We start from the raw sequence: 18,239 nt of genomic DNA, 5'->3' as shown, positions 1-18,239 counted from the left end.
TATTAACGGTTTGTCGACCAGGTTTTTAATTTAAGGCCTCCGCCACATACAGTGACCTCAGAACGTCATTGCGAGGAGGTACGACGCGGCAATCTTTTGGAAACGTAAGATTGCCGCGTTAAGGCCTTTTTTATCTAGTGCGCGGTAGAGTCCGCTTGATGCTCTTGTTCTGTTGCACGGGAATCGATTTGATGCTGTTTGTAATTCTCTACAGCAATCTTGCTTGCTTTTTGTGATACAACAATCGCAATAATAGCGATGGCTGTTACAACGATAAGACCCCACGCATATTTTTTTTTGTCCTGTTTGACGAGCCAATACATCACAAAAATATAGGGGATTGCAAAGAAAATATAAAATATAATACTCGGACCTACCATCTTCTTTTTTTTACAAAAGTATTGAAATTATGCCCATAATAAAAATATGGGCTATTCGTGACGTCGGAATGACATGATTGCTTTCGATTTTAAACCTTCCAATAAAAGTCGAGTCAAAGTATCATATTAATGAAAAGGACAATACAGGAATGTTTATCTTTCAAAAAAACTACAATAGTATTGCATAAAAGAAAAAAATATTTTTTTACTTTTGCCTTGTCAAGAATTTATATAAGACAGTAAAATGAAACGTTCAACACTACATAGTCAAATTTCGCAACAGCTTCACACGAAGTTGGTGTTGAGGTTTTACTATGCGTTGCAGTCATTCAATTGTCCAATCTTACGATTCCGACGACCTATTCTGCCTCGAGCTTGATTCGGAGGCAGGCAAATTCTCATCTTGATAAATCATCCAGCTCGATGATTTCTATATCTGTTAATTGTTTTTTTAGCACGTTAAGTGCAGGTATTTTTTAGGTCGACATCTTAGATGACACTTTCAGATTTCTTAATTATCCCAGCGACATCAGCGCATGTAGCGTACGCTGATACTATTTGTAATGAAATGTTCGAATCCGCAAAAGCGCGGGGGACGGGCATTGCACGTCGTAAGCCAGAATATGTAGCACGCAAAATGGAGGAAGGAAAGGCCGTTATAGCGTTGCATAAGGATGGCACATGGGCTGGTTTTGTGTATATTGAAACCTGGAGTCACGGGGATTATGTCGCCAATTCGGGACTGATCGTAAATCCTGAATTTCGTAAAGTGGGGTTGGCAAAAGCAATTAAAAAGCGTGTCTTTGAATTGTCCAGAGAGAAGTATCCACAGGCCAAAATATTTGGTTTAACAACGGGATTGGCTGTTATGAAGATAAACTCAGACCTGGGGTACGAACCTGTAACCTATTCGGAGCTGACACAAGATGAAGAGTTTTGGAAGGGCTGTCAGTCTTGCGTTAACTTTGATATTTTGGTGAGCAAAGACCGGAAGAACTGTATGTGTACTGCTATGCTATGGAACCCGGAAGATAAAGAACGTGAGTTAAAAGAAAAGATCCAACGGAAAGCCGAGGCAAAAGAACGTTTAGATCGGATCGTGAAAAAGCAATCCTTGCTGAAGCGTATTGAAGCGAAGTTGTTTCGCTCTTCGAAGAAGTTTATAGCGACTCTTTTGCCTGTGGGTACGGGGTCGATAAAGGGTATATAGAGGGGAGTTAGTAATTAGTAGGAAGGCTTCCGTCATTGTGCGGAGCGAAGCGACGCTTACCACTGGCGCGAGCTTGTAGCTCGTGTCCTAGTATGACAGAAGCACGAGTTGAAAACTCACACTAGCAGGGGAGGAAGGGTGATAAAGTAACGAAAAAACACAGCAAGGTTGCGCCGTGAACCAAATTGAAATTGTAACTTTAACTAAGTTTAAAAGGCTCTAATTGAGCATTTATAATCAAATAAAAATGAAGAAAGTAGTATTAGCGTTTAGCGGAGGATTGGATACCTCTTTTTGTTGTATCTATCTAACGAAAGATTTAGGTCTTGAAGTACATTCTGTGGTTGTAAATACCGGTGGTTTCTCTGACGAAGAGTTGAAAACCATCGAAGCTCGTGCCTATGAACTAGGTGTGAAATCGCATACAGCCATTGATGAAACGGAAGATTACTACCGCGATACGATTAAATACTTGATTTTTGGAAACGTTTTGAAAAACGCAACCTACCCACTTTCTGTTTCAGCAGAACGTGTATGTCAAGCAACAGCCATCGCAAACTATGCGAAGAAAATAGGTGCTGAATGTGTAGCACATGGTTCAACGGGAGCTGGAAACGATCAAGTGCGTTTTGATATGATTTTCCATACGTTGATTCCTGGAGTCGAGATTATTACACCGATTCGTGATTTAAAATTGTCGCGTGAAGCGGAAATCGAATACTTGAACAGCCATGGGGTAGAATATTCAGCAGAAAAAGCAAAATATTCTATCAATAAAGGTTTATGGGGTACTTCCGTTGGTGGTGCGGAGACATTGACATCGAACCAATACTTACCAGAATCGGCTTGGCCTACTCCCATAACATCGAGTGAAGTACGTCAAATAACGATTGATTTTGAAAAAGGTGAACCCGTAGCGTTGAACGGAGAGAAGATTGGTGCTGTATCGGTTATTCAGCAATTACAGGCATTGGCTCAACCTTACGGTATTGGTCGTGATATGCACGTAGGTGATACCATTATCGGAATTAAGGGACGTGTGGGCTTTGAGGCCGCAGCTTCGCTTATTTTAGTGAAAGCACACCATACCTTAGAGAAGCATACGCTAACTAAATGGCAACTTTCGTGGAAAGATCAAATTGCAGCATTTTATGGAAACTGGATGCATGAAGGACAGATGCACGATCCAGTGATGCGTGATATCGAAGCCTTCTTATCTTCATCACAAGATACAGTGACTGGTCGCGTAATCGTTGAGTTGCACCCACATCGCTTCGTGGTTATCGGAATTGAGTCTGAACATGACTTAATGTCGAATAAGTTTGGTACTTACGGAGAAATGAATGCAGGTTACACTGGAGATGACGTAAAAGGTTTCTCTAAGATCTTTGGTAACCAAACGATTATTTGGCATAAAGTAAACGATAAAGGTTAATGATAAGGCGTGCTTCGATTGATGATCTAGCGGATATTGTTCCTCTTTTTGATGCATACCGCATTTTCTATGGACAAGCTAGTGATTTGGAGCGTGCCCGACTTTTTTTAGATTCCCGTTTAAATAACCAAGAGTCAATCATTTTTATTGCATATCAAGATGATCGCGCTGTTGGCTTTACGCAGTTATATCCTACTTATTCTTCCGTAAGGACACATAAGAGTTGGATCTTAAATGACTTGTATGTAGCTGCTACGGCAAGGAAAACGGGGATTGGAGAGTCTCTGATCAATAGTGCCATTGCATTTGCGAAGGCCGATGGTACGGATGTAATTCAATTGGAAACACAGATTGATAATAGCGTAGCGCAAGGGCTGTATCTAAAGATGGGCTTTGTACTACAGGAGAGAGGAACTGATTTTTTGCTCTTTAAAAAAAGCATTTAAAAGATTTAAGTCATCTGCTTGTAGAACGCTAAACGATAAACAAATTATAATGGAGAACAAGATTAAAGTTGGTATTGTTGGTTCGGCAGGATATACAGGCGGAGAATTACTCCGTGTATTGATCTATCACCCGCAGGTAGAAATCGTATTTGCAAACTCTGCTTCTAATGCAGGGAACAGCGTAGCTGCGGTTCATAATGACCTGTTTGGTGATACAGATCTTGTATTCTCAGCTGATTTTCACAGTAATATCGATGTTCTATTCTTGTGTGTAGGGCATGGCGATGCACGTAAGTTTTTAGATAATAATCCGGTAGATTCATCTGTTAAGATTATCGATTTGTCGCAAGACTATAGACTACGTGCTAATGTGAGCTATCAAGGACAATCCTTTGTCTACGGCCTTCCGGAGCTCAATAGGGAAGCCATTCGCTCTGCACAATATATTGCGAATCCAGGTTGTTTTGCAACGAATATACAACTCGCTTTATTGCCGTTGGCTGCAAAAGGATTATTACCGAAGGACGTTCATGTGAATGCGACGACAGGCTCAACAGGAGCGGGGCAGAAACCTAGCGCAACAACGCATTTCTCGTGGCGTAACAATAATCTATCTGCCTATAAATCTTTTGAACACCAGCATTTGCAGGAAATTTCGGAGTCATTAGATCAACTGCAAGTGGGTTTCTTACCGACCTCAGAAAAATCGCTATTAGAACGCGCAGCTGAAAAGATTCATTTTGTTCCGCAACGTGGTGATTTCGCCCGTGGTATTTTCTCCGCAAGCTATGTGGAGTGCGCCTTGACAGAAGAGGAGGCTTATGCGCTGTATGAAACGTACTACGGAGAACATCCATTTACCTGGGTGAGTCGCGAAAATATAGACCTGAAACAGGTGGTGAATACCAATAAGAGTATTATCCATTTGGAGAAACATGGTAATCAACTGTTGATCTTAAATGCGACGGATAACCTGTTGAAAGGAGCCTCTGGGCAAGCGGTACAGAATATGAATCTCTTATTCGGCTTGGACGAGCGCACAGGCTTGAACCTGAAAAGTGTGGGGTTCTAAAGAGTAATAATCATAAAAAAACCGCTTCATTTGAAGCGGTTTTTTTATGATTATTGATATACAATATCTAGCGACTCTTTGATTGCTTTTATTGACACAGCAAGATCTTCCGCTGTATGTGCATGGGAGATAAAACCTACCTCATACCCCGATGGGCCGAAGTAAATGCCCTTGTTCAACAAGGCGCGGTGCATAACCTTGTATTTCTCCATTGAAGCAGGATCGATTTCATCTGCTCTTTTGATGTGTTCTTGATCGGTAAAGGCAAACCAAAAGATCGAACCAACGGTGAATATTTTCACGCCATAACCTTTTTCTTGAATATACTGACGGAGTTCGTTCACAAAGGCTGTCGTTACTTCTTCCAGTCTTTCGTAGAAGCCCGGCTGTGCTAAGATGCTAAGTGCTGCAATACCTGCGGCCATAGCCACTGGGTTTCCGGATAGGGTGCCGGCCTGATATACACCGCCATCCGGCGAGATATGCGCCATGATCTCGTTTGAAGCACCATATGCACCAACAGGCATACCGCCACCAATAATTTTACCATATGTCAGGATATCGGGTTGGATATCATAATACGTTGCCGCTCCATTAAAACCTAAACGGAAACCCGTAATTACTTCATCAAAGATTAATAACGCACCATTGTCTTTTGTTATTTGACGCAGGTACTGTACATAATCTTTATCTTGAATCAATAAACCGTTATTGGCTGGGATTCCTTCTATGATTACCGCTGCAATCTCATCTTTGTAGGTGCTAAACACTTCTTGTAAAGCCTCCCGATCATTCAACGCAATAACAATAGTTTCTGCAGCAAAAGCTTGCGGAACACCTGCAGATGAGGTTTCCCCAAAAGTAACTAATCCAGACCCTGCTTTCACCAATAAAGAATCGGAGTGACCATGGTAGCATCCTTCAAACTTTACAATTTTATCTCGCTTCGTGTAACCACGCGCTAAGCGGATCGCGGACATTACGGCCTCTGTTCCGGAGCTTACAAAACGGATCTTTTCTATATGCTTGTTGTTAGAAAGGATAAGCTCAGCTAATTTATTTTCAAGTTGTGTTGGCGCACCAAAGCTTAATCCTTTACTTAATTGAGCGGTTACGGCTTCGCGAATATTGTCGTTGTTATGCCCCAGGATTAACGGCCCCCAAGAACAACAGAAGTCGATAAATTCGTTCCCATCGGCATCCCACAGGTGTGCTTTATCACCGCGCTCAATAAATAGAGGTGTACCGTAAACCGATTTAAATGCTCGTACGGGTGAGTTTACACCGCCTGGGAAATATTGTTTAGCCTTTTCGAACAATTCGGCAGACTTTTCACGTGAAATATCTTTAGTGGTTGTTGACATAATATTAAAATTGAATGTTACGATTTATTGAACTTATTTCAACCATCCTTTTTCTAGCACTTCTTTTGCATGGTAGGTAAGGATGGACGTTGCACCAGCGCGACGGAAGCTTAATAATGTTTCCATAATTGCCCGTTCTTCGTTAAGCCATCCATTTTGTATGGCTGCTTTTAACATGGCATATTCACCCGAAACATTATAAGCGGCAATTGGTAAATCAAAATTATCATGCAATAATTTAATAATATCCAAATACGGAAGGCCCGGTTTAACCATCAAGAAGTCGGCACCTTCTTCCATATCCAGTTGTGCTTCGATCAATGCTTCGCGGGAATTAGCCGGATTCATTTGGTAGCTTTTTTTATCACCAGCTTTTGGCGCTGAGTTCAAGGCGTCACGGAATGGTCCATAGAAAGCAGATGCATACTTTGCGGTATAAGACATCAAAGAAACATTCGTAAACCCATTTTGATCTAGTACTTCACGAATATAGCCGATACGTCCATCCATCATGTCAGAAGGTGCGATGATATCAGCCCCTGCCTGCGCGTGTGCCAAGGCCATTTTACCTAAGATTGCCAAAGTTTCATCATTTAAGATCTCGCCATTTTCGACAATACCGTCATGGCCATCTGAGCTGTAAGGATCCATCGCTACATCGGTAACGACACAAGCTTCAGGGAAATTTTTCTTTACTTCTTCGATTGCACGGAGATACAGATTTCCTTGCTGGTAGCTAATTGTAGCGTACTTATCTTTTAAGGAATCTTCTATATTCGGGAACAAATCGAAAGCACGAAGTCCTAAGTTAAGACAGCTTTCAACTTCACGCAATAGGTTGTCGATCGAGTAACGGAAGATACCCGGCATGGATGAAACTTCTGTTTTTTGATTTTGGCCTTCGACAATAAACAAAGGGAATATTAAATGAGCTGCTGATAGGTGGTTTTCTTGGACCATATCGCGAATAACAGCTGATTTTCTATTTCTTCTGGGACGTTGTAACATGATTTGAAAATTTGTAATATTTAAAAGGGGCATTGAAGCCCCTTATTTTATTCTTTAGTATTCTAATCCAAATACGGCTTCTGATAAACCGATCTCATCAGGAGTAAACGGTAATGTGTACGATAATCCCATAGCTTCAATGGCTTTAGCTGTAGAGTAACCGATACATATGATTTTCTGATCGGGTTCAACTAAATTTTCTTGAAAATATGCTTCCACATTACTCGGACTCGTGAAGATCAACACTTCGGCGTTGGTCTTATCTACGTTTTCTTCTAAAACAGTTTCGTAGATAGGCATATCAATGACATGCGTGTTTTCTGTCAATGCATTTTGGATCGACATCAGGGAGTCTTTTGCGCGTGGAATAAATACCGTTTGGCCATCCACTAGCTTTGCAAATTCCTTGGCGATATCTTCTGTTCGGATTCCAAGATTATCACCGGAGAAGTCCGCTATGCGATCGTATTTGCGAAGCGCATCTTCGGAACCTCTACCCAAAACTGCAATTTTTGTCTTTTTTAAGATTAATGGCTCCAACTTGAAGAAATGGTCGATCGCGTTTTTACTATTGAAAAAGATCCAATCAGCACGCTTCAAGATAAAAGAGTCCAATTTATTAATCGTTGGATAGATGCGTATCAACGAACGCGCATCCACCTGGATGTTATGCTTTGCTAAATATCGACCTAAGTACGAGTTCTCGTCAAGGTCGCGGGTTATAAACACGCTACTTGGAAGTTTTCTATCTTTTTGATACTTGGCAAATATCTTCTCTGCCATACCTTCCGTCGTTTCCGATTGGAGGTAATAGCGGTCTGGGAAGTCCTCGTTATCTTCTGCAATGGATGTCCATGCTTCATATTTACCGTCATTGGTTTTGCGGCAGTAACACCCCAATGGTGCATGACAACCAGCATCAAACATATTGAGAACTTTTCGTTCTACAGCGATCGTTTGGGCAACCTCCGCGTTATTTATTTTTTGTAGTATATCGAAGAGATCACTATCACTTTCCCTAATTTGGATGGCAAGAACACCTTGTGCTGGTGCTGGTACAACTTCTATTGGTGGAATCTCTTCGATATGAAAGTCTGATAGATCCATCTCAATACGTGCAATTCCAGCTTTTGCCAACATAATAGCATCATACTGCTCATCGCGTAACTTCTGGATGCGGGTCTGTAGATTACCGCGTAAATCGGTAAACTCTAAGTCAGGACGTAACGATAAAAGTTGCGCTTTACGGCGGTTAGAGGATGTACCAACCGATGCATTATGTTTCAAGGATAAACGTTTCTTGATGTCTACACAGTCTTTGTGGACGATCAGGAGTTCCGCCGGGTCTTCACGCTCAGATACCGAAGCGATAATTAATCCAGGAGGGTTTACAGTAGGTAAATCTTTATGCGAGTGAACAGCGAGGTCTATTTGTGAACTGAGTAATTCTTCTTCGAGCTCTTTGGTAAAAAATCCCTTGCCTTCGAGTTTATCCAAGCGTAAGTGCTGAATAATATCTCCTTGAGTTTTTATTATTTTAAGCTCTGATTCTATACCTATTTCGGCTAATCTATCTTTCACAAAGTTAGCTTGCCATAGGGCTAGTTGACTGCCTCTGGTTCCAATTATAAGTTTTCTGTTCACTATTAGATAATTTATCTGTTGAAAATGCTCACAAATTTAACCAAATAGTCATACAATCCCGACTATCATTGTCAGAATTAGGCTAAATTTTTAGGGAAAGAGCGACTTAGTTAATTTCTGTCTGTGCGTTTTTAACCAGAATCTCTTTGGCCATTAACATAGGGACTTTAATGTATTTTTTCTCCATGTAATTAATAACCTTTTCGAGCACTTCGCGCGCTTGTGGATCGAGCGCCTGTAGGTCTTGCGCAAATACTTCGTTTAGTGCGAAAGACTTTATTTCTTTGATTTTTTCTGGTACTTCGCGCATGGCCACTTCGACACGGCGTTGCTTTAATAGTGGAAGGAATTCTTGGATGTTTTGTTCGATAATCGCTACAGCGCTATCTAGTTCATTATAACGGTCTTGCTTGTTTTTCTCCGCAATAGCTTGCAGACTGCTCACCTCAATATAATGAATAGGGAACTGTTGGAGAACCTCTTCGGCGATATCGTTTGGAATAGCTAGATCGACAACAATTTTTTTGTCGGTTTCTCCATTGAGTAACATCCGATATAAATTGGCATCGATAATAGCTTCAGGAGATCCTGTACAAACAATCATGACATCAAATCCCTTTTTATATTGACCTAGTTCCGATAAAGGATAGGCTTCAGCATTCAATTCTTTCGCCAATTTTTGCGCATTTGTTAGGGTCCGATTGAAAACCACAAAACTAGCATTCTGCTGTTTCTTAAAGTATTTGGCTAAGTTTTGGTTGGTTTCGCCGGATCCGATAACTAAAACACGTGCATTTGCAGGTAGCTTTGTTTCCTTTAGTTTGCGATAGGCTAAAGAAACGACAGAAATAGGGTTTCTGGAAATGTTGGTATAGGTATATACTTCTTTAGCTGTTTTTACTAAGCGATCCATCATCATGCGAAGGTAGTCTCCTGTAAAGCCAGATTCACGACATCTTTCATATGCGCGACGTACTTGTGCCAAGATCTCCTTTTCTCCGACCACTAAACTTTCTAAAGAACAAGACATCCGGAAGAGGTGATTCAAGGCATCCATCCCTTCATAGCGGGTGACTTGACCGAGGTAACACTGCAAGCGATCGCTTGGAACGCAAAAGTTCATCTTATGCATAAATTCTGCGATGAACTCATCTGATAATTCATGAGCACCACGAAACACAAATTCGACACGGTTACAAGTGGCGATGTAAAAAATCTCAGGTATATCTAAGGTAGTTTTTAGACTGGCTAACCGATCTTCTAACTCCTCGTTACAGATAACCAAATTGCCCAAGTCTTTTAGCTCGACATGCTTGTGGGTGAATGCTATAACTTTTAAATTCTTCAAAGTATTATCCTGCTCAATAATATTATCGATACAAATGTAGATTAAAAGGTGTGTTGTTCTGTCAAAAATCTGTCAATAGAATGAATTTAGAACGATTATAAATAGCTGTTTTTTTGCGTATAATATTGTTTATCAGGTTGTTGTAAATTTGTTTAACAAGAGAATGTGATAACAATCATTTATTTTTTTTACGGTTCCATCATATATCCGTACTCGCTTCCTTGCTGTACCCTCGTTTTCGGTCTTTTTTATCTTTTGATTCCGTATGTAAACCTAGTGTTATCTGGTTTGCGGATCCGTGGGAATTCTTAAGGAATTGGAAATGGTTTGTTAATACCTAGTTTATATAGTTGGGATAGTTTTGCAGCACATTATTAATCCAACCATGAATAAAGTAAATTTTCTTTTAACCCTCATCGGTTTTTGTGTTTGTACGGCCTCCGCGCAAGTTGATTCAGATGTCATTCGTTTAGATGCGTTTAAATATGCTAAAAAGAGAAATATTATCGATATCCCTCGTGTTAAAGGACTTCATGTTCTAAAATGTGATTTTCACATGCATACGGTTTTTACAGACGGGCATGTTTGGCCCAATGTACGTGTACAAGAGGCGTGGAAGGAAGGGCTTGATGCGATTTCTTTTACAGAACATGTTGAATATACGCCACACCACGAGGATGTAAAACCAGGAAATCTGAGGTCATATGCTTTGGCCAAAGATTTGGCTGCAGAGCATAATATTCTGTTAATAAAAGGTACTGAGGTTACGAGAAACACGCCTCCGGGGCATTTCAATGCTTTATATATTACAGACGATAAAAATCTAGTTACCGATCGCACAGATAATTCATTGGATGAAAAGGCAATTCAGGCTGTAGCAGATCAGAAGGCCTTTATATTTTGGAACCATCCAGGATGGAAGGAGACGCAGATCCCCGGTTCGTATGAATGGATTCCCTTTGTAGAAAAGATGTATCAAGCCAAGCAATTGCATGGCATCGAAGTGGTAAATGGTTTTGGTTTTCATCGAAAAGCATTGGATTGGGCTTTGGACAGGAATCTTACTGTCATTGGAAATACAGATATCCATAATCTTATTGCCCACGAGTATGATATCGAACAGAAGGGAATTCACCGTACGATGACGTTGGTTATGGCCAAAGAACGATCTACTTCTGGAATAAGAGAAGCATTAGAGGCAGGACGTACAGTGGCATGGTCGAGCAAATACTTATTCGGAAAGGAGGAGCATGTACGGGATCTTTTTGAATCATGTGTGCAATTGACGCCGGCTTTTCATGAAAAAGAGAACAGTAAAGGTGCGGTTACGCGTTACTATGAGCTTAAAAATACCAGTGATTTACACTTCGAACTTGTGTTGAAGAAAGGTAAAGGGACTAAAAATGTTGTTTTATACCCTGGATCCACGCAGATTATTACTGTTCCTACAGGACAGCGTTCTATTTCTTATGATGTTATTACCGCGTATGTGCGCAGTGACCAGCATCTTACTGTAGACTTTCAACTAAACTAAACTCAATATTTTACTTAAAGCAAATGACTAAATTTTATTTAGGCTTGTCCAAAATTGGCCTTGTTTTGTCAATGGGCTGTGCATTTAATGTGCATGCTACAGGCCACTTTAGGGATGTTTCGGCATTCCCTACGGTTAATCAGGAACTTATTCACGTGCGTGTTAAGGTTGTCGATCAAGCGACAGGAGCACCAATGGAAGGGGTGAGCGTCCTTGTCCATAATAAAGTTATTGGCGTGACTGATGCGGCTGGTTTGTTTTCGCAAAGTGTTGTCAAGGGCACCTCCTTAATCTTTAATATGGTCGGCTATGACCGTCGTACGCTTCGTGTCAGCAAAGCACAGGAAACAATTAGCCTAAAAGCAATCGATACGGAGATTGAAGAGGTTGTGGTGACAGCATTGGGAATCAAGCGCGAGGAGAAAGCATTAGGTTATGCGACAACAACGGTGAAAGGTGAAGACCTCACGAACGCTTTGTCTAATAACTGGATGGATGCGCTATCCGGTAAAGTTGCCGGTCTGAACCTGATGCGTTCGAATGCGGGCCCTGTTGGAGGTACAAAGATTATCCTGCGTGGGGAAAACAACTTAACCGGCGAAAACGAAGCACTGATCGTGGTGGATGGAGTTGTTATAAACAGTGGGTCTGGTCGCCGTTCGGCGAATGCTTCGGACAATGTTTATGGTACCGGGTCAGACAATATGCCGGTGGATTATGGTTCAAGCATGGATGATATTAATCCAGAAGATATCGAAAATGTAACGGTATTAAAAGGGCCTGGTGCCGCCGCCTTGTATGGAGAAAGAGGTGCCAACGGTGCGATTATTATTACCACAAAGGCGGGAGCTAAGAAAGATAAGGGGCTCGGTATCACGTTGAACTCGAATACCGCATTTCAAACGTTAAATAGTTCGCCGGATCTGCAATATGAGTATGGTCAAGGATTGGATGGTGCGGCACATTATTCTTTTGGCTCTTCTGCGGACGGTGGAAGTACCAGCGGCACAAGTTCGGCTTATGGTCCTCGGTTTGACGGACAAAATTTCTTTCAATATAATCCGCTGACACAGTCTGTCGGGAAAGAAAGGACACCGTGGCGTGCGTACGATAATATCAATGATTTTTGGGACGTCGGTAAAACCTTTACAAATTCGGTGACTATTGACGGTAGTACAGAGCGCACAACAGCTCGATTCTCGGCTACGAATGTTCAAAATTCATGGATTGTTCCGAACTCCGGGTATAAGAAAAACACGTTCGCTTTGTCGGTAAACTCTAAAGTGAGCGATAAACTGTCAATTTCCGCGAAGGTGAATTATAATAACCGTTGGTCTGATAACCTGCCAGGAGCGGGGTATGGTAACCAGTCGATTATGTATTGGTATATTTTCTGGCAACCGAATGCGGATTACAATTGGTTGCGGGATTACTGGGTAAAGGGGAAAGAGAATTTAAAGATTCAATATCCTTTTAGTACCTATCCGGAGAACCCTTATGCCGTTTCTTACGAGTTTATAAATTCGAATAACCGAAATACATTTACAGGAAATGCGCAGGCTTCTTATCAATTCAATAAGAAATTCTCCGCGCAATTGCGCGCTTCGTTAGACTTTTCTGCCGAAAATAGAACGCAAAATAGGCCGTACGATGCCGGTTCTAAGCTAAATGAAGGTTCACACCGGACGCAGGAAATCTTTTCCAAAGAGACAAACGCCGACTTCTTGCTGAAATACGCGGAGAAGATTAATAAAACGTGGGATTTGTCTGCTATCGTTGGAGGAAGTACACGTCAGAATGAGTACCGAATCGAAAGCTTGTTTTCCGATGGTTTAACGTTCCCAGGTGTCTATAATCATAACAACAATAAGTATGGAACCAAATTTTCTAAAGGGCTCGAAAATTTAGAAGTAAATAGTTTTTACGGATTATTTACGGCAGGTTACAAAGACTTTCTCTTTATGGATGTAACGGGACGTATGGATTGGACCAGTACGTTGGCGGCTCCGGGATATCCGGATAAAGCAAAAGGGTTCTTTTACCCTTCGGTAAATGGTAGTTTTGTGTTTTCTGAAGTGTTTAAATTACCAAAAGCAATCAACTTTGCAAAAGTTCGTGCTTCCTATGCCAACGTAGGTTCTGGTGTACAGCGTCCTTATCAGACCCAATTTTCATTCACGAATCCGAACAGTCTGTTGCCTGGTGGTTTAGCCAACCCGTCGACTTTAGTGAATCCATATATTGAACCTTTACGTACACGTTCTATTGAAGGTGGTCTAGATGTGCGCTTGTTCAAAAGTCGTATTCACGTAGATTTAGCGCTATACAAAGGCAATACCTATAATCAACACTTGTATCGTGTAATCGATGCTGCTTCTGGAAATAGAAATTACTTGATGAATATTGGGGAGGTAAGTAATTCAGGCGTTGAGGTGGCATTGAATACCAAAAATATAGTCAAAAAAGGTGGCTTTAATTGGACATCCAGTCTGACGTTCACTTCCAATAAGAACAAGATTGTGGAATTAGCAGATAGTTCGCTTGTGCTGCAACAACGTTCAGTGGGGAATGGACAACTCGTTGCCTTTGAGGGCGGAAGTATGGGAGACTTGTATGGTATTGGCTATCAGCGAGCACCTGATGGACAGGTTATCTATGATCCCAATACAGGGAACGCACTGTTGACCTCCGATGTGGTCTATCTGGGAAATACGATCCCGAAAGGAAAAGCGAGTATCGGGAATGCTTTTACCTACAAGAATATTCGCCTAAATGTATTGTTCGATGGTCAGTGGGGAGCAGTAGCGCACTCATTAACGCACTATAAACTAGCTGAACAAGGGAAGACCACCAATACATTGCCCGGTCGTTACAGTGGTATCATAGGTAATGGCGTCTTAGCTAACGGAGACGGTACCTTCCGTAAAAATGATGTGATAGCAAAAAATATAGATGAATACTATCGTTCGCATTATGGGGGAGACAACGCCGAAGGAAGTACCTACAAAACAGATTTTATAAAACTGAGGGAGGTACGCCTTGATTATACGTTGCCTAAATCGATGCTGAGTTCACTGAGACTCCAAAAAGCTACTGTTGGACTCTATGGGCGAGACTTATTTATCTGGTCGAAGTGGCCTGCATTTGATCCTGAGTTCGGGACAATTAGTGGTTCCGATATCGTTAAAGGATTTGAAATTGCTCAATTCCCTTCTACCCGGACTTTCGGTTTTAATCTTATTGTTGGTTTCTAAATTGCGTCATCATGAACTTAAAATATTTATTATATACTGCTCTTTTGAGCTTGATTGGTCTGCAATCCTGTGACAAAGGATTTGAAGAGTTGAATACCGATCCGACCAAAACTACGGAAGCTTATCCGCAACAGTTTTTGGCAAACGCGCTAATTAATACCATTAGCAACAACATGTCTCGTAACCGTTCTTTCAATAATGAGCTGATGCAAGTGACCGTATCACTGGGCGATAGTGATGGAAAAGTGTTCCGTTACGACTTTCGCAGAAGCTGGTCTGATCATACATGGAATGGACATTTTTCGCAGTTGTCGAACTACAAAGATATGTATGCAAAAGCGTTGAACGAGATTAATTTTAGCCGTTCATACCAAGCGATTTCATTGATCATGCAAGCCTATTCATATGGTGTATTGACAGATACTTATGGGGATGTTCCATTTACAGAATCTAATTTGGGCCGGGATTCACTCATCTTAGAACCAAAATTTGACCGTCAACAGGATGTGTATATGGGGATGTTTAAAATGCTGGATTCAGCGAATACACTTTTGAGAACAGGAGCTACCGCTATTGAAGGAACGGCAGATCCTTTATTTGCTGGTGACTTGACAAAATGGAGAAAGCTTGGTAATTCTTTGTTTTTACGTCACCTATTGCGGGCTTCGCATAAGGAGGAGGTAAAGGCCTATGTTATTCCAAAGATTCAGGAAATTTTACAAACGAATACGAGTGTTTACCCTATTATGACCAGCAATGATGATAGTGCGATTCTAAAATGGACAGGATTGGGTGCTTATGTTTCGCCTTATGCAGGTACGCGGGTTCAAGATTTTAGAGCAACGGCAATCTGTAGCTTTTTTATTGACTATTTGCGCGATACGAACGATCCTCGTATTAATATCCCACTTTACGGTAAGAATGGTACCAACAGATGGGGAATTGCTACCTACGGTGGAGATTTTGTTGGCGTGCCTAGTGGTTATGCTGCGGTTTCGGAAGACTATAGTAAGATGTCTTACTTTTTCTCCAGCGATCAGAATAGTGGTACTGGAAATACATTGCAGACGGATCCGATGACCGGTATTTTGATGAATTTTTCGGAGGTTCAGTTTATAAAAGCGGAAGCTGCCTTGCGAGGATGGATCACCAATGGGACGGCGGAATCATTTTTTTATAGCGGAGCGGAAAACGATATCAAACTTTGGACACCTACCTGGGCGGACAATATAAAGGATCACCTGATGGCATCAGATCGCGAATGGAAAACCGATGGCTCCTTTGAAGAACAGTTGGAGCAGATCCATTTGCTCAAATACTTTGCACTGTTCTTAGTGGATATGCAGCAGTGGTATGAGTATCGACGTACAGGCTACCCGGTATTGCCTAAAGGTGCCGGTCTGAAAAATAACGGCGAGATGCCGGCTCGTATGCAGTATCCACTTTATGTGCAGTCTTCTAATCCAACAAATTACAAGCTGGCGGTACAACAACAGGGTGCTGATGAAATTAATACTAAAGTTTGGTGGCAGAAGCCTTAAAAAAGAGTAATCATGATGAATAACATACAAAAATTAATGATCGCCATTGGTGCAGCTTTACTTTTGTGGGGGTGTAGTGAAGGTAATTACCCTGGCGGGGAGATCAGTCCATTTATCGGTACATATGATGTACGAAATATTTATAAAAATGCAGCGGTGGAGCTTAATGAATCGAATTTAGATGGCTCGAGTAAATTAGCGGTGCTTGTTACTTCTGACCATAGCGGTGGCAATATTCCAGAGCATTTGGTGTTCGTTCAAGACGCACGTCGATTAGGATTCTTGCGCGGCTTGGCATTAAACTTAGGCTCGGAAGCAAAAGATTATTTGCCAGGAGATTCGATCCTAGTCGATATCAAAGGGGCGATGTTGGATCGTGTAGAAGGTATCCTTCAGTTGAGTAATATTTCTGGAAGTAAGATTCAACGGGTGTCACGAGGACTTCCTGTGGCGTACCAAAAAGTCAATGTAGCGCAGGTGCTTGCAAATCCAAACGCCTATGAAAGCACAATGACTGTTGTGGTGAAGGGTGGTTTTAACCCCATCCCAGAAACAGGTGCAAAATTGGCGGGTGATTGGCAGCTAAACGATGGGTTTGGTAACCTTTTGCTGCGAACGGAACCAACGGCGAATTTTGCTGACAAAGCATTATACCGTATGGGTAACTATTATGGATTAATACTGAATAAGGTACAGGGAGATAGTTTAGTGCCTTATTTAAAGCCACGTGTTGCAAGTGATATTGTGGAGCTTAAATCTGTTTATAATATTCCGAAGGTGATTATTACAGGATGGTCTAATGATCCGCGAGGAACGGACGCTAACTATGAGTATATGCAGTTTATGGCGACCGAAGATATAGATTTTTCGAAAACACCTTATGCAGTAATTACCACGAATAATGCAGGCGCTTCTACACCTATTGGTTATCCCGCTAAAGGTTGGGCAACAGGTGGTTTGCGGACCTATAAGTTTAATCTGACTACGGGGGTAGCGAAGAAGGGGGAGTTTTTCTATGTGGGAGGAACAGGTAAGTTGATTATGAGTACAGGGTCTACCAGTATTGCAGATGCAAATTGGATTACGGCTTATGCGTATAATACGAGAGATGGTTTTGATGGCGTAGGAACAAAAACAACCAATTTATTAGCTAATAGTGGTAATGCGTATGGTATATCGATATTTCAGGGGACGAAAATTGATGCTAATTCAGTTCCTGAAGATGTAATGTTCGTGGGAACTGGCGGTACACTGTTTGGAAATGGTTACGGGTATAAAATCGCAAACAATGATTTTTATGATGTGATTAATCCGATCACCCTAGAAGAACAACCGTTTTATAGAAGTGGTACGAATACGACCGCTTTGACTTATAATACACCTTCAGATGCAGGGTTTTTCTATATACTTGGTGGTGAGTTTAATATGACTTTAGGCCGATGGACAAAAGCGCGCTCAAAGTATGCTCCGATCTTAGAAAAGGAATCTAAATTGACGGAAATTGAAGATCCTAATTTTGTGACTAAACTTGTGTATTAATAGTTCTTTTGCAAATCCGTAAAATTTCCAACATTTGCATATAATTTTAGTCCTATGTATATACTTCGTAAACCCTTGGCAATAGTCGGGATGATTATTTCCGTGTTAGCACCTGTTTTTTCACCTTTTCTTAGGGTGCCCATAAAAGGCAACTGGAATTTGTATCAAACGGATGTGAGTCTATTTTTTATAACGAATGGTATACTGGGTTTATGTATGTTGGCTTTTTTTCTGCGAAAGGTTTCGGTCTTTCGATGGTTGACTCGTTTTTATCTAGCTTGGTGTGTACTGGGATTCGTTGCAGTATACTTTAAAATAAACAACTATTTTGGGATGAAGTTCGTGGATGGTTTACTATCAAAGACCCTGCACCTAAAATGGGGATGGATTGTATTGTTTATAGGTGCGCTCATCCTTGTTTTTAGCGTCAAGAAAATAGATGCAGATACCAAATAAATGAGAGG

At 41.3% G+C, this 18,239-nt stretch carries 14 protein-coding genes; 9 read left to right on the top strand and 5 right to left on the bottom strand.

The genetic code is table 11. The features are described from left to right. Positions 1-134 precede the first annotated feature (134 nt). Complete coding sequence (locus tag E2P86_RS15820; RefSeq protein WP_085473162.1) at positions 135-380, bottom strand: hypothetical protein; 246 nt, start codon at positions 378-380, stop codon at positions 135-137. A gap of 493 nt (positions 381-873) precedes the next feature. Between E2P86_RS15820 and E2P86_RS15815 the strand changes: the two genes are divergently transcribed. The 4 genes from E2P86_RS15815 to argC all read left to right on the top strand — a co-directional run bounded on the left by E2P86_RS15815 (position 874) and on the right by argC (position 4,543). Then, a complete protein-coding gene (locus tag E2P86_RS15815; protein ID WP_085473161.1) occupies positions 874-1,590 on the top strand; it encodes a GNAT family N-acetyltransferase in 717 nt (238 codons plus the stop codon). Positions 1,591-1,837: 247 nt separating this feature from the next. Beyond that, the gene (gene argG, locus E2P86_RS15810; protein ID WP_085473160.1) at positions 1,838-3,025 is read left to right on the top strand and encodes an argininosuccinate synthase; all 1,188 of its coding nucleotides are present in this window, start codon (positions 1,838-1,840) and stop codon (positions 3,023-3,025) included. Next, the gene (locus tag E2P86_RS15805; RefSeq protein ID WP_134433719.1) at positions 3,025-3,471 is read left to right on the top strand and encodes a GNAT family N-acetyltransferase; all 447 of its coding nucleotides are present in this window, start codon (positions 3,025-3,027) and stop codon (positions 3,469-3,471) included. Before argG ends, E2P86_RS15805 begins: the two co-directional genes overlap by 1 nt. Positions 3,472-3,520: 49 nt before the next feature. Next, entirely contained in the window at positions 3,521-4,543 is a 1,023-nt protein-coding gene (gene argC / locus E2P86_RS15800) for an N-acetyl-gamma-glutamyl-phosphate reductase (RefSeq protein ID WP_134433718.1), read from the top strand. A gap of 50 nt (positions 4,544-4,593) precedes the next feature. Here argC and hemL read toward each other — a convergent pair whose 3' ends face one another. From hemL to hemA, 4 genes are all read right to left on the bottom strand, one after another. Further along, entirely contained in the window at positions 4,594-5,907 is a 1,314-nt protein-coding gene (hemL, locus tag E2P86_RS15795; RefSeq protein WP_206367976.1) for a glutamate-1-semialdehyde 2,1-aminomutase, read from the bottom strand. Between the two features lie 33 nt (positions 5,908-5,940). Next, a complete protein-coding gene (gene hemB / locus E2P86_RS15790; protein WP_085473385.1) occupies positions 5,941-6,915 on the bottom strand; it encodes a porphobilinogen synthase in 975 nt (324 codons plus the stop codon). A gap of 54 nt (positions 6,916-6,969) precedes the next feature. Next, a complete protein-coding gene (hemC, locus tag E2P86_RS15785; protein WP_085473156.1) occupies positions 6,970-8,559 on the bottom strand; it encodes a hydroxymethylbilane synthase in 1,590 nt (529 codons plus the stop codon). Positions 8,560-8,665: 106 nt separating this feature from the next. After that, complete coding sequence (gene hemA / locus E2P86_RS15780; RefSeq protein WP_085473155.1) at positions 8,666-9,907, bottom strand: glutamyl-tRNA reductase; 1,242 nt, start codon at positions 9,905-9,907, stop codon at positions 8,666-8,668. A gap of 385 nt (positions 9,908-10,292) precedes the next feature. On the opposite strand from hemA, the gene E2P86_RS15775 reads away from it, so the two are divergent. From E2P86_RS15775 to E2P86_RS15755, 5 genes are read left to right on the top strand one after another with little or no spacing between them, the layout of a single operon-like run. Continuing rightward, positions 10,293-11,441: an Sb-PDE family phosphodiesterase gene (locus tag E2P86_RS15775; RefSeq protein ID WP_085473154.1), complete on the top strand. Its 1,149-nt coding sequence runs from the start codon at positions 10,293-10,295 to the stop codon at positions 11,439-11,441. A 23-nt stretch (positions 11,442-11,464) separates the two neighbouring features. Next, positions 11,465-14,695: a SusC/RagA family TonB-linked outer membrane protein gene (locus E2P86_RS15770; protein WP_134433716.1), complete on the top strand. Its 3,231-nt coding sequence runs from the start codon at positions 11,465-11,467 to the stop codon at positions 14,693-14,695. A gap of 11 nt (positions 14,696-14,706) precedes the next feature. Next, on the top strand, positions 14,707-16,236 hold the full coding sequence (locus E2P86_RS15765; RefSeq protein WP_085473152.1) for a SusD/RagB family nutrient-binding outer membrane lipoprotein: 1,530 nt from the start codon (positions 14,707-14,709) through the stop codon (positions 16,234-16,236). Positions 16,237-16,248: 12 nt separating this feature from the next. Then, positions 16,249-17,775, top strand: a complete 1,527-nt coding sequence (locus tag E2P86_RS15760) for a DUF5689 domain-containing protein (protein ID WP_206367975.1) — start codon at positions 16,249-16,251, stop codon at positions 17,773-17,775. Between the two features lie 54 nt (positions 17,776-17,829). After that, positions 17,830-18,231 (top strand): hypothetical protein, encoded by a 402-nt coding sequence (locus E2P86_RS15755; protein ID WP_134433715.1) that lies wholly within the window; start codon positions 17,830-17,832, stop codon positions 18,229-18,231. Positions 18,232-18,239: the final 8 nt, after the last annotated feature.

This window comes from Sphingobacterium psychroaquaticum, from assembly GCF_004421025.1.
Taxonomy (GTDB): Bacteria; Bacteroidota; Bacteroidia; order Sphingobacteriales; family Sphingobacteriaceae; genus Sphingobacterium; species Sphingobacterium psychroaquaticum.
This window is presented reverse-complemented; position numbering and strand designations above follow the sequence as displayed.